The sequence below is a fragment of the Xanthomonas bonasiae genome (assembly GCF_014836395.1).
In the GTDB taxonomy this organism is placed as follows: Bacteria; Pseudomonadota; Gammaproteobacteria; order Xanthomonadales; family Xanthomonadaceae; genus Xanthomonas_A; species Xanthomonas_A bonasiae.
This window is the reverse complement of the sequence record NZ_JACSQX010000007.1, coordinates 170,099-189,488: the sequence shown is the minus strand read 5'-3', so window position 1 is coordinate 189,488 and position 19,390 is coordinate 170,099. Positions and strand designations below refer to the sequence as shown.

Here is a 19,390-nt window from a genome sequence, read left to right as displayed (position 1 = left end):
GCTTCAGCCGCGACCCGTCTCCATCGGGAAAGCGTCGCGGCTGAAGCCGCTCCTACAGGTGGGTGAGGTGCGCGCGATGGCCTGCCGCCGAACGCGCGCGGTGAATCGGTGGCAGGCATGGCGGGTCAGCCGATCAGCTTGTCCGGGGTGATCGGCAGTTCGCGGATGCGCTTGCCGGTGGCGTGGAACACGGCGTTGGCGATGGCCGCGGGAATGCCGACCATGCCCAGCTCGCCCATGCCCTTGACCCCGAGCGGGTTGACGATGGTGTCGTTCTCCTCGACGAACATGGTCTCGATCAGGTGCACGTCGGCGTTGACCGGCACGTGGTAGTCGGCGAGCGAGGCGTTGAGCATGCGCCCGTAGCGATGATCGACCTCGGTGCCTTCGCTGAGCGCCATGCCGATGCCCATCACCACGCCGCCGATCTCCTGGCTGTGCGAGGTCAGCGGATTCATGATCTTGCCGCAGGCAGTGGCCTCGATGACCCGGGTCACCTGCACCATGCCGGTGTCCGGATCGACCTTGACCTCGATGAACTGCGCGCCGTGCGCGGCAGTGGCGTAGTTCTTGCGCTCGGCCGAGGGCTTGGACTCGTGCACCACTTCCAGTTGCTGCAAGCCGTGCTGGCGCATCAGCTTGGCCACGTCCAGGCCGGCGTCGGGGTTGCCGATCGGCTGCAGGCGGCCGTCGGCCAGTTCCACCTTGTCCACGTCCAGCCCGGCGAACGCGGCTTGCCCGTCCTGCCTGGCCAGGTCCAGCAGCTTGCCGCGAATCTCGCGTGCGGCGCCGTGGATCGCGCTGCCGACGCTGGCGGTGGTCCACGAGCCGCCCTGCGACGGCGCTTTCGGCAGGCGCGTGTCGCCGAGTTCGAACTGCACGCGCTTGGCGTCCAGCCCCAGGTATTCGGCGGCGATCAGGGTCATCACCGTGTAGGTGCCGGGGCCGATGTCGGCGGTGGCGCTGCCGACCTGGGCGCTGCCGTCGGCCTTGAGCACCACCCGCGCCAGCGCCGGCATCTGCATCGCCGCCCAGGTGCCGGTGGCCATGCCCCAGCCGACCAGCAGGCGGCCGTCCCGCATCGAGCGCGGCTCGGGCGTGCGCTTGCTCCAGCCGAAGGTTTCGGCAGCGAGCGAATAGCATTCGCGCAGCGCCTTGCTCGAGAACGGCTTGCCGGTTTCCGGATCGGTTTCGGCGTAGTTGGCCAGGCGCAATTGCAGCGGGTCCATCTTCAGCGCGTAGGCCAGTTCGTCCATCGCGCACTCGATGCCGAACATCTGGCTGATGGTGCCGGGCGCGCGCATCGCCTGCGGCGTCGGCAGGTCGGTCTCCACCACCTCGAAGCGGTCCTCGACGTTGGGGCAGGCGTACAGCGAGCGCGCGTTGCGGAAGAAGGCCTCGTTGAACGCCTCGATGCGCGAGGTGTTGAGCACGTGCCGGTAGCGGATCGCCTGCAGCTTGCCGGCGGCGTCGGCGCCCAGCCCCAGTTCCACCCGGTAGTAGGGGCGGTAGCCGTGGCCGCTGAACATCTGTCGCCGCGTGTAGACGATCTTGACCGGGCGGCCGACCGCCTTGGACACCGCGCCGAGCAGGAAGGTGTAGTAGTTCGGGCGCAGGCATGAACCGAACGCGCCGCCGACGAACAGCGACACCACGTTGACCCGCTCGATCGGAATGCCGAAGTAACCGGCCAACTGCTCGCGGTCCTGGTGCACGTTCTGGCTCTTGTTGACCACGGTCAGGGTGTCGCCGATCCAGTAGCCGATGCCGCCATGCGGTTCCATCGGGTTGTGGTGCTCGATCGGCATCGTGTACGCGGCTTCCACCTTGACCTTTGCGCCCGCGAACGCGGCGGCCGGGTTGCCGCGCGGCTTCGGCGACTCGTCCGGGGTCGGATCGTGCGCCTGGCCGAGCAGCGCGTCGAAATCGGTGTGCGCGGTTTCCGCGGCGTAGTCCACCTGGATCAGCCGCGACGCATGCCGCGCCTGCTCGAAGGTGCTGGCTACCACCACCGCGATCGGCTGCGCGCTGAAATGGATGCGGTCGTCGACCAGCGCGCGGAACGACAGGTCTTCGCCTTTCTTCTTGACCTCGTCGGACACCGGCTTGACCGAATTCAGATGGGTCAGCACCTTGATCACCCCTGGCGCGGCCTCGGCGGCGCGGGTGTCGATGCGCACGATGCGGCCCTTGGCGATGGTGCTGGTGAGAATGTAGCCGTGGGTCAGGTGCGGGATCTGGAATTCCGCCGCATAGCGCGCCTTGCCGGTGACCTTGGCGTAACCGTCGACGCGGCGCATTTCCTTGCCGATGTAGTTCATTGCGGGTTCTCCGGTTCGGTGCTCACGCGGCGTCGCTGCCGCTGGCGCGGTGCAGGGCGCGGATCATCGCGTGGGTGCCCATCGGCACCTTGTAGGCGTTGTGCGCCAGCGGGCGCGCGGCGGCCATCTCCGCCTGCGCGGCGGCGGCGAAGGCGGCTTCGCCGACGCGTTGCCCGACCAGCGCGCGTTCGGCGGCGTGCGCGCGCCATGGCTTGTGCGCCACCCCGCCCATCGCGATGCGCGCCTCGCGGATGCGCCCGTCCGGCTCCAGCGCCAACGCCGCGGCCACCGAGATCAGCGCGAACGCGTAGCTGGCGCGGTCGCGCACCTTCAGGTAGTGGCTGTGCGCGGCGAAGCGCTGCGCGGGCAGGACGATCGACTCGATCAGCTCGCCGTGCGCCAGCTGGTTGTCCAGGTCGGCGCTGGCATCGGGCAGCAGGTGGAAGTCGGCGAAGGGAATCTCGCGGCGGGTGCCGGCGGGCGTGCGCACCTGCACCGTCGCCTCCAGCGCGGCCAGGGCCACGCACATGTCCGACGGATGTACCGCCACGCAGTGTTCGCTGTGGCCGAAGATCGCATGGGTGCGGTTGAGCCCCTCGCGCGCGCCGCAGCCGCTGCCGGGAGTGCGCTTGTTGCAGGGCAGGGCGGTGTCGTAGAAATACCCGCAGCGGGTGCGCTGCAGCAGGTTGCCGCCGTTGGTCGCCATGTTGCGCAACTGCATCGTCGCCCCGGCCAGGATCGCCTGGCTCAGCAGCGGATAGCGCTGGCGCACCAGCGGATGGTTGGCGGTGTAGGTGTTGTTGGCCAGCGCGCCCAGGCGCAGGCCGCCGTCGGCGGTTTCGGCGATCTCGGCCAGGCCCTTGAGCCGGGTCAGGTCGACGATCTCGTCGGCGCCGGTCACCCCTTCCTTCATCAGGTCGAGCAGGTTGGTGCCGCCGCCGAGGAAGCGCGCGTTCGGATTGGCGGCGACGCGGCGCACCGCGTCTTCGGCGGAGCTGGCGCGCCGGTAGTCAAACGGCGTCATCGGCCACCTCCTTCGCCAGCTTCAGCGCGGTCAGCTGGGACTGGTTGACGTAGCGCCAGGTCAGCGGGCGCGGCGCGCCGCCGCTGTGCACGTCCTGGATCGCGGCGACGATCTTCGGATAGGCGCCGCAGCGGCAGATGTTGCCGCTCATGCGTTCGCGCACCTCGGCGTCGCTGAGTTCGGTGACCGGCTGGCTGACGTCGGCGCTGACATGGCTGGCGTCGCCGCGCTTGATCTCGTTGAGCAGCGCCACCGCCGAGCAGATCTGCCCGGGCGTGCAGTAGCCGCACTGGAAACCGTCGTGCTGCACGAACGCGTCCTGCATCGGATGCAGCCGCTCGCCGTCGGCCAGGCCTTCGATGGTGGTGATCTGCGCGTCCTCGGCCTGCGCGGCCAGGGTCAGGCAGGACAGGCGCCGCTCGCCGTCGACGATCACCGTGCAGGCGCCGCATTGGCCGTGGTCGCAGCCCTTCTTGGTGCCGGTCAGCGCCAGGTGTTCGCGCAGCGCGTCCAGCAGCGTGGTGCGCGGATCCAGCTGCAAGGGGTGGCGCTGGCCGTTGACCTGCAGCACCACCGGCATCGCGTTCTGCGGCGTGGCCGCACTGGGGGCCGGCGCGGCGAAGGCGGCGTCGCTGAAGACGATCTGCCCGCCCGCGCTGCTGAGGCCGGCGGCCGACAGCAGGGCGAGGAATTCGCGCCGCGACAGGCCGCTGATCCCGAGCCGGCGCGCGAGCGCGGCCTCGTCGTCGCTCAGCCCGGCATCGTGCGTGGGGTCGGCGGCGCCGGGCGCGGCCTGGGAAGGGTGAGGATCGTGCTGCATCGGTCTCTCCTGCCTGGGGGACCGCCGCATCGCTGCGCGCTGGCGCAACAACGGATGCACGGTTCGACCTGGGTAGCGGTGCCGCCATCGCGGCACCGGCGCACGGGCGCGCTGAGACGCCCATGCCCGAGCATTGCAGCGGCGTCGCGAAGAGATTGCGAAGGGAGGGTGGTGGGGTGGTGATGTCGCCGGGATTCGGGACTTCGCAAGGGTGCAGCGTTTTGCGTTCCTGTAGGAGCGGCTTCAGCCGCGACAGGCGCTACGGATAGCGCCTGTCGCGGCTGAAGCCGCTCCTACGACAGCGTGCCGAGCGGAATTTCGGCGGTGGCAATGCGCAGGCGCTACCAGCGATACGCCACCGACACCTGGTACTGGCGGCCGGCGATCGGGCGGCCCATGAACACGCCGCCGGTGGCCGCACCGGGCACGCGCACATTGCCTTCGGTCAGACCCAGTTCGTCGGTCACGTTGCTGCCGCTGGCGGTGACTTCCCAGTGCTCGCCGGCATGCAGGCTGGCGCCGACATCGAGCATGTCGTAGGACGGCAGGCGCTGGCTGTTGGCCAGGTCGGCGTAGCGCTCGCCGATGTAGGAGTAGGTGGCGAACACGCGCAGGTCGCCGAACGGCAGCATCCAGTAGTAGCTCGGGGTCAGCCTAAACTGGCGCTTGGGCTGGCGCATCACCTGGTTGCCGGTGTACTCGCGGTAGTTGCGGTACTTGGCGTCCAGCCATACCCCGGTGCCGGCCAGTTCGAAGCCGCCGAACGGACGGATCGCGCCTTCCACCTCCAGGCCGTAGGCGCGCGAATCGCCGACCGTGGTGAAGTTGCTGCCATTGGCCAGGAAAGCCTGGAACGGCGAGTTCTTGAAGGTGTTGTAGAACGCGGTCAGGTACAGGTCGTAGGCGGTCGCACCGGACTTCAATCCCAGTTCGTACTGGTCGATGTCCTGCACCTTGGTCTGCCCGTCGCGCAGGTTGTCGAAGCCGGGGAACTTGACCCCGGAATTGACCCGCGCGAACAGGCTGTTGTGGTCGTCGAGCTTGAAGTTCAGGCCGGCGGTCCACGACAGCGCATTGTCGTCCTGGTCGATGCGGCGCGCGCTCGGCAGCGAGACCGAGGTGGCGTTGTCGTACAGCGTGGCCGGGTTGCCGTCCAGGTCCACCGTGGCGGTGTCGTGCACGGTACCGGTGACGCGCTGGCGCTCGTAGCGCACGCCCAGGTCCAGGCGCAGGCGTTCGTCCAGTTCCCATTCGTCGGCGACGAACACCGCGGTGTTCTCGCCGTCGTAGTGCGCGCGCAGGGCGAAGAAGGCGGTGCTGGTGAAGCCGTCGCGGGTCGGCTGGCGGCCGTCGTCCAGGCTGACGTCGATGCGCCGCGCGTGGTTCTGCGCGGTCAGCAGCATGGTGTTGCCCAGGTACCAGGTGTCGTTGGATGAGTATTTGGCGTAGTAGCTGCCGATGGTGAGCGTATTGCCGGCGAACAGCTCGCGGCTCAGGCGCAGGTCGTTGGTGAAGGAGTTCAGGCGCTTGTCCACCGACCACCAGCCGGCTTCCAGCACCTGCTGGTCGGGATCGACCGCGCCGCCGCCGTTGGTATAGCTGGCGCTGCCGGTGCTGCCGTAGCCGGCGATGAAATCGCCCAGGCGCTGCGGCGCATCGCCGGTGAACAATGCATAGGTCGGCGCGGTGCCGCCCATCACGCTGAAACGGTCGGCGAGGGTCCAGTCGCCGAGTTGCCAGTTCAGTTCGCCGCCGAACACGTCGATGTTGACCCCGCGGCCGTCGGCCAGGTCGCGCTGCACGGTCTCGCCATTCGGGCCGACCGGCAGGCTGACATTGCGGAAGTCGTTGCTGAGCAGGGTGCCGGTCTGCGCGTTGAGCCCGGGGAAGCTGGACAGGTCGCTGCCGTTGTTGCGCGACAGCAGCGGGATCGCGGTGTAGAAGGCGTTGTTGTCGTCGGTGTGGCGCGCGTAGAAGGTCAGGTCGCCGCTGTCCCAGCGCTTGCTCAGGGTGGCGCTGAACTGGCCGCCCTTGTCGGCGGAGAACTGCGGGTCGCGCACGCCGTCGGTCTCGCGAAAGAAACCGCCGATGCTGTAGTACCAGCCGTTGCCCATCGGCCCGCTGTTGAACAGGTCGATGCGGCGCAGATTGTCGCTGCCGCCGGTGAGGCGCACGCTGCCCGCCGGCTCGTCCTGGCCCTGCTTCTGGATGAAGTTGGCGGTGATGCCGGCCTGGCCGTTGGAGAAGATCGGGCTGGAGCCGCCGCGCAGCACTTCCAGGCGCTCGACGGTGTCGTCGGTGCGGAACAGGGTGGAGTTTTCCAGGAACGACAGCGTCGGCGGCGGGAACAGTGGCGAGCCGTCGAGCTGGAAGGTGACGAACGGCGCATCGCCTTCCGACGGCATGCCGCGCACGAAGATGTTGGCGCCGGTGCCGCCGCCGCTGGGCTCGGCCCACACGCCGGGCACGATCTTCAGCAGGTCGGCGCTGCTCTGCGGCACCGCCTGCTGGATCTGTTCGGGCGTGGCGGTGGTGATCGAGAAGCTGGCGTCGCGCTTGCGTAGGCCCTTGAAGCGCGCGGTGCCGCTGACCACCACGGTATCCAGGGTGGTGGCATCGGACTGCGTTGTGGGCGCGGCGGGTGCAGTGGCGGTCTGCGCCAACGCCGTTGGTGCAAGCAGGGTGGCGGCTATGGACAGCGGCAGCAGGCGCAGGGGCATGGCAGGTTTCATGAAGAATCTCTCCTTTCTTCATTCGCAACGGTGCGCCGGTGCGCATGGCGGCCCGCGCGCGCAGCGCAGGTCAACGCAGGATCGGCCGGCACAGCGCGACGCAGGGGGCATCGCGCGGGACTCTTTGTAACGCCGTTGCGCGGCCAGGCCATTGTGCAGCGCGGTAGAGGCAGCGTTTGCGTGACAGGCTGCGCAGGCCGATCGCCGCCGCCGGGCGTCGCGTGCGAGGCGCTGCGCAGGCGCTGCCGCGCCGATCGCTTCGCCGCAGCGCTGCAGAGCTGGAGCGTCTCCCGCTGCGAATGGCCGGTGGAGCGGCGCGCGCCTTGTCGCCAATACCTGGCGCCATCGATACGCAGAGCGGACACGACAGCGGGCCGTTCGTTTTCGGCAGTGCCACAGCGGCGATGCGACGCTTTGCGCCTGTGCCGGTCGCATCCTCCTGGCGGGAGAGGATCGCCGCGCCCGATCACTCCTGGATCAGATCGAACGTGTTGCCTTCCGGGTCGGCCAGGGTCGTGAAGCGGATTTGCGGCAGTTCGTATTTCTGTACCACGCTCGCACCGAGCGCGGACAGGCGCTCGGTCTCCTTGTCCAGGTCCGGCGTCCTGAAATCCGGATGCACCCTGTTGCGCCCCGTTGTCGCCCGTTCGGTTTTGAAGAACTGCAACGGGAGAAGGTGCGGTGGCGTGTCCAGGGTGACGAGCACGCCATGATCGGTGCCGATCGCGACGCCAAGGGCTTGCGACCACCACGCTGCCAGTGCCTGCGGGTCGATCGTGTCGATGGTGAGTGCATGCGTTTTCATGGGCGTTTTCCTTGTTGAAGGGCACGGCGCCGCGGTGCGGCGCCGCAGCGTCTCAGCGGGCGCTGTCGATGATGAGTCCGCCGTCAGGGGTCAGGCTGGATCCCGTGATGAACTGTGAATCCGCTGTCGCGAGGAACAGCACGACAGGGGCGATATCCGGTTCCGGTTGCCCGAAGCGGCCCAACGCATTGGTCGGCGGCGGCACGTCGTGTTCCGGACCCCAGGTCTCGGCCACGGGCAGGACGTTGTTCACGGTGATCCGGTCGGCGCCCCATTCGCGCGCAGCGGTGCGGGTCAGGGCGCGGACCGCCTCCTTCGCCATGTTGTAGGGCGTATAGCCAGCCAAGCCGACCACGCCGGCCGATGAGCCGAAATTGATGACGCGGCCTTCGCCGCTGGCCTTCAGATACGGATAGGCGGCCTGCATGGTGCGCAGATAGGCGATCGGCCCCGTGTCGAAATTGCGCTGCAACTGCTCCGCCGACAGTTCGATGACGGAAGAGAACGGCGCCGATGGATCGAAGGCGTTGTTGACGAGGATGTCGAGCCCGCCGAACGCTTCCACGGCCCTGTTCACCGCCGCCTTGATCTGTTGCGCGTCGCTGATGTCGGCGGCGATACCGATCGCGGTGCCGCCGGCGGCCTCGATCTCGGCCACGACGGCGTCGACAGTGGCCGCGGTGCGCGACAGCACGGCCACCTTGGCGCCTTCGGCCGCCAACAGCCTGGCGGTGGCGCGGCCGATCCCGCGCGTGGCGCCGGTGACGAGCGCGATCTTTCCATTCAGTCGTGCCATTTCGTTGCTCCGTTCAGTGGGCTGTGTCGTGGATCGCAGCGGTCGAGCCGTAGGGCGAGGGCATGTCGCGCGCTACGTTCTGCGTGGTGAAGGACGCGGCCAGCAGGGCCAGGCCGACGACGGCCGGCAGCGCGCCTTTCGGCTTGCGCACGCCAAGGTGCGCAGACCCGGACAGCAGCAGGTGGAAGAAGATGCCGGCATAGGCCAGGTCGCTCAGCGGCACGCTGAAGCGCGACAGGATCGCGAGCGGCGCGAGCAGCTTCACCACGATCATGAGCGGCACCAGATAGGCGGCAGGATAATGCAGCTCGGCAAGGATCCGCCGGACCCACGCTGCTTTGCTCGCGTATACAAATGCGGAGCTCAGATAGAGCAGCGACAATAGCGCCGTGCTGATCCAATAGATAATGATCGGGGTCATGGTTGTTTCCGGTCGCCTCGCGCCTGGGCAAGGCCTTTTGTCGATTTTCGTTTCGCTCGTTCGCTCGTTTGCGCTGCGGCAAAGAGCATGTATAAGAATTTACGCGCTTGATGAATCCGCACAAGTAGGATGAATTATCGACACCAAGTATGGAAAAGCAGACCAATGAAACCGAAAGGTGATTTCACCATGCAGGATGAGATGCGCCGTGCGTTCTCGATGCTCTCGGGCAAATGGAAGCTCGAGATCATGTGGCTGCTCAATCAGCGGGTGTATCGCTTCGGCGAATTGCGCAAGTCGATCCCGGGCATCACCCAGCACATGCTGACGTCGCAGTTGCGCGAGCTGGAACTGGATGGCCTCATCTCACGCACCGTCTATGCAGAGGTTCCGCCGCGCGTGGAGTACGCGATGACCGACAAGGCGCGAGGCCTTGGTCCCACGATGCAGGCGCTCACCGCCTGGTGGAATGAGCATGGAAAGACGGTGCCGACCAAGGCGAACGCGCGGGGCCGAAAGCCGAAATGACCGAGGCCGCTTCCTTGGCCTGCATCGCATCTGGCACGGGAGCCCGCGCACCCCGGCTTTGGCGGCCGGAATGGTTCCGATGCGGCCTGTGCATATGCGCGACGACAGCGGATCCGGGCGTCGGATAATCCGGGAGCGCGCGCGAGCGCGCACCGAAGCGCTGGCTGTGCGCCGCTTTCGTTTTCCGAGCGGACCTGCTGCGCGCGGCGCCTTTTGGGAGCGCCGCCCCATCAGGGCGGGGACACAAAAAAAGAGGCCGCCCTGAGGCGGCCTCGCTTCCGGCGCGGGCGGGAGGGGAACCGCGTCAGAAGAACAGGCGCACGCCGAACGAAGCGTTGCGGCCCGGCAGCATCACGTCGTCCTTCAGGAACGAGGTGTGCACGCGCGCGTCCTGGTCGGTCAGGTTGTTGCCGTCCAGGAACACTTCCCACGCGGTGGCGCCGGCATCGACGTGGTAGGCCAGGTGCGCATCGACCAGCGTGTAGCCGTCGGTCGGGGTCTCGTTGACCGCCACCTTGTCCTGCTTCTGGTAGCGGGTCGCGCCGAGCGACGCGCGCCAGTTGCTCGCGTCCCAGCGCAGCTGCGCGCCGTAGCGTGCCGGGGCGATGCGCGGCAGGTTGCCGCCGTCCTTCAGCCGCGCGCGCACGGTGTCGCCGAACACGCGCAGGTCCCAGGCGCCGCTGTCGTTGTCGGCCAGGTGGAAGGTGGCCTCGCCCTCGAAGCCATGGAAGATCGCGTCGGCCTGGGTCCACTGGCGGATCGGCAGGAAGTCGTTGTCTTCCTCGTGGAACCACTGCGCGCCGGTATCGACGATGTAGATGAAATCGTCGTAGCGGTTGTAGTACGCCGCCACCTTGGCATCCACCCAGGCGTTCTTGAAGTTCAGTCCAAGCTCGGCCTGGTTGGCCTTCTCCGGCTTGAGGTCGGCGTCGCCGATCTCGTAGGCGAGGGTGGCGATGTGCGGGCCGTCGGCGAACAGTTCCTCCTCGGCCGGCGCGCGCTCGGCGTGATCCAGGTTGGCGGTCAGGCGCCATTGCTCGTTGAAGCGGAAGCCGCCGCTGAGCGAGAAGCTCTTCGGGGTGAAGTCGCGGTCCACGCCGGTGTCGGTCTCGTACTTGACCTTGTCCACGCGCGCGCCGACTTCGGCGGTGACGCGGTCCCAGTTGTTGCGGGCCACGGCGAACACGCCGATGGCGCGGGTGTCGGTCTTCGGCACGAACGCCTCTTCGCCGATCGCCTGGAAGGTGGAATCGCTGCCCTGCACGCCGAACGCGGTCTGCCAGTCGCCGCCGACGGTGAAGGAGGCTTCGACGCGGCCTTCGTTGGCACGCTTGTCGAACACCGTGCCCACTTCCTCGCCTTCGAACTCGGTGTGGGTGTAGGCGGTGTGGCCGAAGCTGTAGCGCAGCGCGCTGCCGTCGCCCCACGGATCGGTCAGCCCGCCCTTGAGCTCGTAGCGGTCCTGGTGCATGCGCAGCGACACGCCGCGCTCGCCGGCGGCCAGGTCGCCGGGTTCGCCCGGGTTGCCGTAGTTGTCGCGGAAGCGCGAGGCCGACACGCCGACGAAGCCCCAGTCGCCGGCCAGCGAGGCGCCGATCGAGCCGGTCTTGGTGTCCAGGAAGGAATTGGCCTGGCGGCCCTGCGGGGTGTCGTAGTCCTTCTGGTTGCGGTACACGCCGTCGGCATGGATCGACAGGCCGCTGCCGTTGCCGGCATCGACCCGGAACATGTCGGTGTTGCCGTCCTTGTCGCCGCCGTCGAAGCGCACTTCGGCGCGGCCGTGCACGCCGTCCACCGGGGTCTCGGCGATGCGCCCGTCGACCACGTTGACCACGCCGCCGATCGCGCCGGAGCCGTACAGCAGCGTGGACGGGCCCTTCAGCACTTCGATCTGGTCGGCCAGGAACGATTCCACGGCCGGCGAGTGGTCCTGGCTGACGGTGGACACGTCCTGGGTGGACAGGCCGTCGCTGAGCACCGCCACGCGCGGGCCGTCCAGGCCGCGGATGATCGGTCGGCCCACGCCGGGGCCGAAGTTGGAACTCTGCACGCCGGGCAGGCTGGCCACGGTCTCGCCGACGCTGGCGCCGCGGTTCTCGTCCAGGCGCTCGCCGGCCAGCACCTCCACCGGCTGGCTCAGGTCGCCGGCGGCGTCGCGCAGCGGACTGGCGGTGACCACCACCGCGTCCATGTCCTTCACGTGGCGGTCCTGCTTGCGGCCATCGGCATGGCGGCTGTCGCTGGCCGGCGGCGTGGCGGCGTCCGCGGCGGACGCATCGGCGGCCAGGGCCAGGGCGGGACTGAGCAGGCCGCCCAGCGCCAGGGACAGGGCGGTGCGACGGAGCGAGCGGGAGCGGGAGGAGGACATAGGCATACCGAATGGGAGGAAAAAAGGCGCCGCCAGGCGAGCGCGGGCGCTCGCGTGCGCCGCGCGGAGGCGGCGGCAGGCATGGCATGGGGGGCGTGGCGACCCCCTGGTCGCCGGCCGGGTAATGTTATATTATTCTATAACGCAATCACCACTGTGCTGGAAGTCATGTCGCCCACCTCCGATCTGCGCGCACTGCTCGACCGCCTCGGCGCCACCGGTTCGCTGCTGTGCGCGGTGCATTGCGCGCTGCTGCCGCTGGCATTGGCCGTGTTGCCCTCGCTGGGCCTGTCGGTGTGGCTGGGCGATGGCGTGGAACGCACGCTGGTGCTGTTCGTGAGCTGCCTGGGCCTGTTCAGCCTGGTGCTCGGCTACCGCCGGCATCGCGCCTGGCAGGCGCTGGGCCTGCTGCTGCTGGGTCTGCTGTCGCTGTGGGCCGGCATGCTGGTGCCGGCGCTGCACCATGCGGTGGCGCCGCACGCGGCGATCATGACCTTCGGCGGCACCCTGGTCGGGCTCGCGCACCTGCTCAACCTGCGCCTGAACCACGGCCACGTGCACGACGCCAGCTGCGCCCACTGAGCGCACGTGATAGGCTTGCCGCCCTTGCGCGAGGGCGCTGACCGCGTTGGCCTCGCCAAACCCGTGCACCGCGCGGGGATTTTCGCACACACATTCAGGAGTCGATGAGCATGGGTAAGGGTGACCGCAAGACCGCCAAGGGCAAGCGCTACAACGCCAGCTATGGCAATTCGCGCTCGCACAGCGTGAGCAAGGTGGCCGTGGGCGCCGCGTCGCCGGTCGCCAAGAAGTCGGTGGTCAAGGCCCCGGCGGCGAAGAAGGCCGTGGCCAAGAAGACGGTCGCCAAGGCCGGCTGAGCCTCGGCTCCAGCAGTACGAAAGAACGCGGCGCTTGCGCCGCGTTTTTTTTGCCTCGAAAAAAAGCCGCAGCCCCACAGCCCCGCAGGGCGCAGCTTAAGCCCCTCTCCCCCCGGCGACCGAAGGAAGTCCCTGTGTGAGAGAGGGGTTGGGTGAGGGTCCGGCGCGAAGCGACTCGCGGAGTCGGCGCTCAGCGCGGCGGATCGTCCTCGCCGCTGTCGCCGGCCAGGTCGGTGGTCAGCGGCGTCGGCTCGGGTTCGGGCTCGGCGACGCTCGGCACCGCCAGCAGGTGTTCGGCCAGGCCGCGATAGATCGGCGTGCGGCACACCAGCGCCGAGGCGCCGCGCGCGATCAGCACCGTGGCCAGGATCGGCAGCAGCATGTCGCTGCTGTCGGTCAGTTCCAGCGAGATCACCGCCGAGGTCAATGGCGCCTGGGTGACGCCGGTCAGATAGGCGCACATGCCGAGCAGCACGAAGGTGCGCGGATCCACGTCCGGCATCAGCACCGCCAGGTTGTGGCCGACGCCGGCACCGACCGCCAGCGCCGGCGAGAACAGGCCGCCGGGAATGCCGGCCACGTACGACACCAGGTTCGCCAGCAGCTTCATCAGCCCGAACTCGTGGCCGACGCTGGCGTGGCCCTGCACCAGGCTGCGCGCCTGCTCGTAGCCGGTGCCGAACGCGCCGTTGCCGAAGATCAGGCCCAGCGCGACCAGGGCCAGGCCGCAGGCCGCGGCCAGCAGGACCGGATGGCGGGCGCGCAGCGCGCCCAGCCAGCGCGGCTTGCCGGCGACGGTGGCCAGCACCATGCGGCTGAACGCGCCGCCGAGCAGGCCAGCGACCGCCCCGCACAGCACGATCGCCAGCCACGCCCGGCCCAGCGGCAGCGCTGCGGACACCTTGCCGAAGTAGGTGTAGTTGCCGAGCAGGCCCAGCGAGATCACGCCGCCGACGATCACCGCGGTCAGCAAGGTGCCGGAGAAACGGTGTTCGAAGCGGCCGCTCAGTTCCTCGATCGCAAACACCACCCCGGCCAGCGGCGTGTTGAACGCCGCGGCGATGCCGGCGGCGCCGCCGGCGAGCAGGAAATGCGAGGCCTGGCGCGGATCGCGGAAGCCGAACCAGCGCCCGAGCACGTACATCAGGCTGGCGCCGACGTGCACGGTCGGGCCTTCGCGCCCGACCGAGGCGCCGCCCAGCAAGGCCAGCGTGGTCAGCAGCAGCTTGCCGGCGGACACGCGCAGCGACAGGTTGGTCTGCCGGAAGGCGTCGTCGGGCCGTTCCAGCGCGGCGATCACCTGTGGGATGCCGCTGCCGCGGGTGGGGCGCAACACGCCGTTGGTCAGCCAGGCGAGCAGCGCGAACACGCTCGGCGTGAGCAGCAGCGCCCACCACGGCGAGTGCGCGACGATGCGCTGGAACAGGTGGAAGGCCGCGTCGCTGGCCTTGGCGAACACGATCGCGACCAGCGCCACCGCGACCGCGCCGCCCCACAGCACCGCGCGCTGTTTCCAGCTCTCGTGCGAAAGCAAAGGGCGCAGGCGATGGCGCATGCGCGGCGGCGGCACGGGATCGGGCGACTGCATGCGCGGATTGTCGCATGCGCGCCATCGCGTGGGCCTGTCGCCTCTTCCACACATTCATGCCCGGCGCAGTGTGGGGTTGCGCGCTTGGGCACCTTACTTCGTCGAACGCGGGTGGAGGCGACGCGGTCTGCCGTCGGCAACGTGGCGTGGGAGTGACTCGGCAAGGGTTGCGAAGTGCTGTGGATGCAGCAGTCCCTCTCCCATCGGGAGAGGGGTTGGGGTGAGGGTACGTCGGCACGAGCGGTCTGATATACCGGAATTTCCAGGCTTCGCCCGTACCCTCATCCGCCCCTTCGGGGCACCTTCTCCCGCAGGGAGAAGGGAGCGATCGTCCTGCACCGCGGTGCGCTCAGTTGTTTTCGGGGGACAGCCGCGCCGCGGTTCAGTCGAACAACGACGCCGTCGCGCCGTCCGCCTCGACGGCGCCACGCCGCTCCAACGCCAGCAGCGCGGCCTTGGTCGGCAGGCCGCCGCCGAAGCCGGTCAGGGTGCCGTTGGCGCCGATCACCCGGTGGCAGGGCAGCACGATCGGCAGCGGATTGCGGCCGTTGGCGGCGCCGACCGCGCGCACCGCACGTGGCTGCTCGATATGCCGCGCCAGCTGCGCGTAGCTCCAGGTCGCGCCGAACGGAATCTGCGCCAGCGCCTGCCACACGCGGCACTGGAAGGCGGTGCCGCGCGGCGCCAGCGGCAGGTCGAAGCGGCTGCGTTCGCCGGCGAAATACGCCAGCAACTGCTCGCGCGCCGCGCGCACCGGCGCCGCGTCGCGGATCCAGTCGGCACGGCCGCGCGCGTCGTAGCGGTTCTCCGGGAACAGGATGTGGCGCACGCCGTCGTCGCCGACGGCCACGGTCAGTTCGCCGATCGGGGTGGCGAAGGCGTCGTAGTACAGGCGTTGCTCAATCATCGGGAGTCTCCTCGGGTGGATCGCCGGCCAGATGCCACAGGTGCAGCACGGCATAGGCGCGCCATGGCCGCCAGGCCTGCGCGCGGGCGTCGGTGGCGCGTTCGCTCAGGCGCGCGCCGTCGGCGCCGAGCATGCGTTGCAGGACCAGGTCGCCGGCCGGGAACGCATCGGGCTGGCCGAGCGCGCGCAGCGCGATGTAGTGCGCGGTCCAGGCGCCGATGCCGGGCAGGGCGGTGGCGCGTTCGACGAAGTCGGACAGGCGCTGGCCGGCGCGGAACGGCAGGCGGCCGTCCACCACCGCCGCGGCCAGCGCGCGGATCGTGGCCGCGCGCGAGCGCGGCAGGCCGATCGCCTCCAGTGGCGCGTCCAGCAGGTCCTGCGGCGCCGGGAACGCGCGGTCCAGGCCGGACGGCTGGCCGGGCCGCTGCGCGCCGTGGCGCTCGACCAGACGCGCGGCCAGGGTCGCCGCGCCGGCCACGCTGACCTGCTGGCCGAGCACCGCGCGCACCGCCACTTCGAAGCCGTCCCAGCCGCCGGGCACGCGCAGTCCCGGGCGCCGCGCGATCGCGCGCGCCAGCAGCGGCTCGGTGCCGAGCGTGGCGTGCACGGCGCGCAGGTCGGCATCCAGATCGAAGATGCGGCGCACCCGCCGCACGATGTCGGGAATCGCGCGCGGATCGGCCGCGGCGATCTGCAGGCGCAATTCGTGGCGCTGCGGATCGGCCTCGACGCGGATCCTGGTGGAGGCGTCGAGCGGGCCCAGCACGCGCTCGTAGCTGGCCTCGCCGATGCGCTCGATGCCGGGGATCGCGCGCTTGCGCAGGAACGCCAGCATGGCCGCGAAATCCAGCGGCGGGCGGTAGCCCAGGCGCAGCAGCAGGTCGCCGCCGGGCACCTCGGCGCGCTGTTTGCGGATCGCCGACGGCGGCATGCCGCAGCCCTCCAGGAACGCGGTGTTGAAGCGCCTCAGGCTGTTGAAACCGGCTGCCAGCGCCACCTGGGTGATCGGCAGCGCGGTCTCGGTCAGCAATTGCTTGGCCAGCAGCAGGCGCCGCGTCGCATGCACCGCGGCCGGGGTGGCGCCGAGCTGGGCGACGAACACGCGCTGCAACTGGCGCGCGCTGAGCCCGACGTCGGCGGCGAGCCGTTCGACGCTGGCGTCCTGCAGCGCGCCCTCGGCGATCAGCGCCAGCGCACGCTGCACCGATTCCTCGCCCAGGTGCTGTTGCGCTTCCGGCGACAGCTCCGGCCGGCAGCGCAGGCACGGACGGTAGCCGGCGGCGGCCGCGGCGGCGGCGCTGGGGTAGTAGCGCACGTTGCTGCGCTTGGGCGGCGGTGCCGGGCACACCGGCCGGCAGTAGATGCCGGTGCTGCGCACGGCGGTGAAGAACACCCCGTCGAAGCGCGCATCGCGGGACTGGCGGGCGCGGTCGTAGAGGTCGTGATCGTCGAGCGTGGTGTGCGGCATGCGGCCAGTCTAGTCCGCGCCGGCGCGCCGGACTCGCCGTTTTCGGACATGGATGCATCGGCCCCGGCGTGGTCCATGCGGATGTTCCCGTGGCGGGATGCCTGCGGTTTAGGCGCAGTTGGGAACCGAATGCGTATCGGCACTAGACTAGCGACGCGCACCTTCGAAAGCGCCGTCCCTTCCTTCGCGGATGTCCTGCTTGCCTCTTCCGTCAAAAACCTGGTGGCTGTCGTTGTGCTGCGTCGGCCTGTTGTCGTGCCAGCAGGGCGCGCCATCCGCCGGCAGGACCGTGGCCGACAGCCCGCCCGGCGACGGCGAGCACATGGTGTCGGTCGGCACGCCGCCGCCGGCGCCCGCGCCGCGGCCTGCGGCCACGCCCAAGCCCGATCCCGACGTCTGGGACCAGGCGGCGCTGGAGAACGGCGAGGCCTTCGTCAGTTGCGACACCGACTATGCGGCCGAGGCCGGCGACGGCGAGGCGTTGGCCGGGCTGGACCGGCCGACGATCGAGGCGGCGCTGGCGCCCTGCCGCGAGCGCGGCCTGCTGCGGGTGCGCTACGAAGGCAAGATCAACGCCGGCTTCGCCGAGATGGTGCGGCGCCTGGCCGAGGTCGCCGCGCACGCCGGCATCGGCAAGCGCGTGCTGGACCTGGATTCCAGCGGCGGCCAGGTCGAGGCCGCGATCCGCGCCGGCGATGCGATCGGCGAGTCCGGCTGGACCATCTGGGTGCGCGAAGGCTCGATCTGCCACAGCGCCTGCGTGTTCGTGCTCGCCGCCGGCGACAACCGACTGATCTCCGGCAAGGTCGGCATCCACCGCATGATGCGGATCAGTTCCACCGCGACCTCGCGCGCCGAGCTCAATCGCGAACTGCAGGAGGTCTACGGCAACGTCAAGGACTACCTGGAGCGCAACGGCGTGGCGGTGGCGGTGGCCGACCTGATGATGACCGTGCCCAATCGCAGCCTGCGCCTGCTCAGCAGCGACGAACTCAAACAGTACGGGCTGGACGGGACCAACGCGGTGCAGGACGACCTGGAGCGTATCAAGCAGCTGCGCAAGTGCGGCGACGATTTCGTGCGGCGCAAGGACGCGTTCCTGATCGCCTTCGACCACGAGTGCAAGGCCAAGGGCGTGGACCTGGAAACGCTGACCGCCTGCGGCCAGGCGCTGAAGCAGCGCTTCGGCTTCCCCGACCAGGCCTGCCCGGCGGAGAGCCCGCTGTCGGAAATCGACGTGGCCACGCTGCCGCTGGCCTCGCCCGGGGCCTGAACGCCGGTTGCGCGCTGCGCCCGGCGTTCACGCGCCAGGCACCGCGGCGGCGCTAGCGTCCGCGCCATCCACTTCGGGAGCAGGCGCATGGCGATCGGAACCAGGCTGATGGTGCGGCTCTATCTGCCGCCGGCATTGCTGGTGCTGGGTGGCTTTGTGGCCGCCGAACTGCTGCTGCACTTCGCCAGCGGCGCGCATGCGCAGATCCTGGCGCGCATCGCCTCGCTGCTGAGCTTGGCCGGCCTGCTGGGCGGCACCGCCTGGGCCTTGGGCGTCAGCTGGCATGCCTGGCACCGGCAGCGCTATGCGGTGCCGGTGACCGCGACCGCGCCGGGCGAGGAGCCATGAGCGTCGCTGCGCAGGCGCGCGTGGCCGGCGTAGACTGCGGCCCCCGCCGTCACCGCGCTGCCTGAGCGATGCCCATGCCGTTGTCACTTCGCCTGTTCCCCGCGTTGCTGGGCGCTGCCGTGTTCGCTGCGGCGGCGCAGACCGCACCCACGCAGAGCGTTCCCGCGCAGCCCGCGCCGGCCGAGCCAGCGGCGCCCAAGCCTGCCGCCGCGAAACCCGCCGCAGCCAAGCGTGCCGATCCTGCCGCGCCGGGACCGCTGTCCAAGCAGGACGCGCAGATGGCGCAGGCCGGCCTGCGCGCCGCGCAGCTGGTCGATGCCGGACGCAGCGGCGAGCTGTGGGATGGCGCATCCGCGGTGGCCAAGAAGGCCGTCGCGCGCGATGTGTTCGTACGTCAGGTCGATGCCAGCCGCGCACGGCTCGGCGCGCTGCTCGGCCGCGGCGTGGCCAGCGTGGCGCGGGTGCAGTACGCGGCCGGTTCGCAGGTGCCGCCGGGGGTCTACGTCAACATCAGCTTCCCCAGCCGGTTCGCCAACGCGCCGCAGCCGGTGCGCGAGCTGGTCTCGCTGCGCCTGGACGAGGACAAGACCTGGCGCCTGGTCGGCTACCACGTCGGTCCGCCGAACTGACGCGCACGCGCGCGTCGCTCCTTAGTTTTTCGCAACCGACCGAGGTGTCGATGAGTATCGAAATCCGCATGCTGGCCTGGGCGATCCTGCTCGGGATCGTGCAACTGCTGCTGGCCGCCGCGTTCGTCACCGCGCAGCGCGGCCTGAAGTGGAATGCCGGCGCGCGCGACGCGACGCTGCCGCCGCCCGGCGGCGTCGCCGGGCGCCTGGACCGCGCCCTGCGCAACTTCCTGGAGACCTTCCCGTTCTTCGCCGCCGCGGCGCTGGCGGTGGTGGCGATGGGCAAGGGCAGTGCGCATACCGCGCTGGCGGCGCAACTGTATTTTTGGGCGCGGCTGGCCTATGTGCCGTTGTATGCGGCGGGCGTGCCCTACCTGCGCAGCCTGGTGTGGGTGGTGTCGCTGTGGTCGATCCTGCAACTGGTGTGGGCGCTGGTCTGAGGCTGCGCGCATCGCGTTCGAAGCGCGACGCTGCGACCGTTTGC

18 protein-coding genes are annotated in these 19,390 nt (G+C 69.7%); 7 read left to right on the top strand and 11 right to left on the bottom strand.

Annotation, left to right across the window (positions count from 1 at the left end):
* Window positions 1–125 precede the first annotated feature (125 nt).
* The 7 genes from H9658_RS13090 to H9658_RS13060 all read right to left on the bottom strand — a co-directional run bounded on the left by H9658_RS13090 (window position 126) and on the right by H9658_RS13060 (window position 8,919).
* Window positions 126–2,321 (bottom strand): xanthine dehydrogenase family protein molybdopterin-binding subunit, encoded by a 2,196-nt coding sequence (locus tag H9658_RS13090; RefSeq protein WP_191825652.1) that lies wholly within the window; start codon window positions 2,319–2,321, stop codon window positions 126–128.
* A 22-nt stretch (window positions 2,322–2,343) separates the two neighbouring features.
* On the bottom strand, window positions 2,344–3,345 hold the full coding sequence (locus H9658_RS13085) for an FAD binding domain-containing protein (protein ID WP_191825651.1): 1,002 nt from the start codon (window positions 3,343–3,345) through the stop codon (window positions 2,344–2,346).
* On the bottom strand, window positions 3,332–4,165 hold the full coding sequence (locus tag H9658_RS13080) for a 2Fe-2S iron-sulfur cluster-binding protein (protein ID WP_191825650.1): 834 nt from the start codon (window positions 4,163–4,165) through the stop codon (window positions 3,332–3,334). The genes H9658_RS13085 and H9658_RS13080 overlap by 14 nt, the downstream gene beginning before the upstream one ends.
* Window positions 4,166–4,506: 341 nt before the next feature.
* Window positions 4,507–6,897 (bottom strand): TonB-dependent receptor, encoded by a 2,391-nt coding sequence (locus tag H9658_RS13075; RefSeq protein ID WP_191825649.1) that lies wholly within the window; start codon window positions 6,895–6,897, stop codon window positions 4,507–4,509.
* Between the two features lie 466 nt (window positions 6,898–7,363).
* The gene (locus H9658_RS13070; protein WP_225209965.1) at window positions 7,364–7,750 is read right to left on the bottom strand and encodes a VOC family protein; all 387 of its coding nucleotides are present in this window, start codon (window positions 7,748–7,750) and stop codon (window positions 7,364–7,366) included.
* 4 nt (window positions 7,751–7,754) lie between these two features.
* Window positions 7,755–8,498 carry an SDR family NAD(P)-dependent oxidoreductase gene (locus H9658_RS13065; protein WP_191825648.1) on the bottom strand — a complete coding sequence of 248 codons (744 nt, stop codon included), beginning with the start codon at window positions 8,496–8,498 and terminating at the stop codon, window positions 7,755–7,757.
* Between the two features lie 13 nt (window positions 8,499–8,511).
* Entirely contained in the window at window positions 8,512–8,919 is a 408-nt protein-coding gene (locus H9658_RS13060) for a DoxX family protein (RefSeq protein ID WP_191825647.1), read from the bottom strand.
* 165 nt (window positions 8,920–9,084) lie between these two features.
* Here H9658_RS13060 and H9658_RS13055 point away from each other — a divergent pair, with 165 nt between their 5' ends.
* Window positions 9,085–9,447 (top strand): winged helix-turn-helix transcriptional regulator, encoded by a 363-nt coding sequence (locus H9658_RS13055; protein ID WP_179565988.1) that lies wholly within the window; start codon window positions 9,085–9,087, stop codon window positions 9,445–9,447.
* A 304-nt stretch (window positions 9,448–9,751) separates the two neighbouring features.
* Here H9658_RS13055 and H9658_RS13050 read toward each other — a convergent pair whose 3' ends face one another.
* Window positions 9,752–11,815: a TonB-dependent receptor gene (locus tag H9658_RS13050; RefSeq protein ID WP_406848127.1), complete on the bottom strand. Its 2,064-nt coding sequence runs from the start codon at window positions 11,813–11,815 to the stop codon at window positions 9,752–9,754.
* Window positions 11,816–11,983: 168 nt separating this feature from the next.
* Between H9658_RS13050 and H9658_RS13045 the strand changes: the two genes are divergently transcribed.
* Complete coding sequence (locus H9658_RS13045; RefSeq protein ID WP_191825645.1) at window positions 11,984–12,397, top strand: MerC domain-containing protein; 414 nt, start codon at window positions 11,984–11,986, stop codon at window positions 12,395–12,397.
* Window positions 12,398–12,507: 110 nt separating this feature from the next.
* Window positions 12,508–12,693, top strand: a complete 186-nt coding sequence (locus tag H9658_RS13040; RefSeq protein ID WP_003468076.1) for a 30S ribosomal protein THX — start codon at window positions 12,508–12,510, stop codon at window positions 12,691–12,693.
* 190 nt (window positions 12,694–12,883) lie between these two features.
* Here the strand turns inward: H9658_RS13040 and H9658_RS13035 are convergent, their stop codons facing one another.
* The 3 genes from H9658_RS13035 to H9658_RS13025 all read right to left on the bottom strand — a co-directional run bounded on the left by H9658_RS13035 (window position 12,884) and on the right by H9658_RS13025 (window position 16,656).
* The gene (locus H9658_RS13035; protein WP_191825644.1) at window positions 12,884–14,281 is read right to left on the bottom strand and encodes a chloride channel protein; all 1,398 of its coding nucleotides are present in this window, start codon (window positions 14,279–14,281) and stop codon (window positions 12,884–12,886) included.
* Between the two features lie 382 nt (window positions 14,282–14,663).
* On the bottom strand, window positions 14,664–15,188 hold the full coding sequence (locus H9658_RS13030) for a methylated-DNA--[protein]-cysteine S-methyltransferase (RefSeq protein WP_191825643.1): 525 nt from the start codon (window positions 15,186–15,188) through the stop codon (window positions 14,664–14,666).
* Window positions 15,181–16,656, bottom strand: coding sequence for a DNA-3-methyladenine glycosylase 2 family protein (locus H9658_RS13025; RefSeq protein ID WP_179565978.1), 1,476 nt, complete (start codon window positions 16,654–16,656; stop codon window positions 15,181–15,183). The genes H9658_RS13030 and H9658_RS13025 overlap by 8 nt, the downstream gene beginning before the upstream one ends.
* A gap of 190 nt (window positions 16,657–16,846) precedes the next feature.
* Here H9658_RS13025 and H9658_RS13020 point away from each other — a divergent pair, with 190 nt between their 5' ends.
* The 4 genes from H9658_RS13020 to H9658_RS13005 all read left to right on the top strand — a co-directional run bounded on the left by H9658_RS13020 (window position 16,847) and on the right by H9658_RS13005 (window position 19,346).
* The gene (locus H9658_RS13020; protein ID WP_179565976.1) at window positions 16,847–17,929 is read left to right on the top strand and encodes a COG3904 family protein; all 1,083 of its coding nucleotides are present in this window, start codon (window positions 16,847–16,849) and stop codon (window positions 17,927–17,929) included.
* A gap of 87 nt (window positions 17,930–18,016) precedes the next feature.
* Entirely contained in the window at window positions 18,017–18,277 is a 261-nt protein-coding gene (locus H9658_RS13015) for a hypothetical protein (protein ID WP_179565974.1), read from the top strand.
* A gap of 74 nt (window positions 18,278–18,351) precedes the next feature.
* The gene (locus H9658_RS13010; protein WP_179565972.1) at window positions 18,352–18,906 is read left to right on the top strand and encodes a DUF4019 domain-containing protein; all 555 of its coding nucleotides are present in this window, start codon (window positions 18,352–18,354) and stop codon (window positions 18,904–18,906) included.
* 50 nt (window positions 18,907–18,956) lie between these two features.
* Complete coding sequence (locus tag H9658_RS13005) at window positions 18,957–19,346, top strand: MAPEG family protein (RefSeq protein ID WP_218848113.1); 390 nt, start codon at window positions 18,957–18,959, stop codon at window positions 19,344–19,346.
* Window positions 19,347–19,390 lie beyond the last annotated feature (44 nt).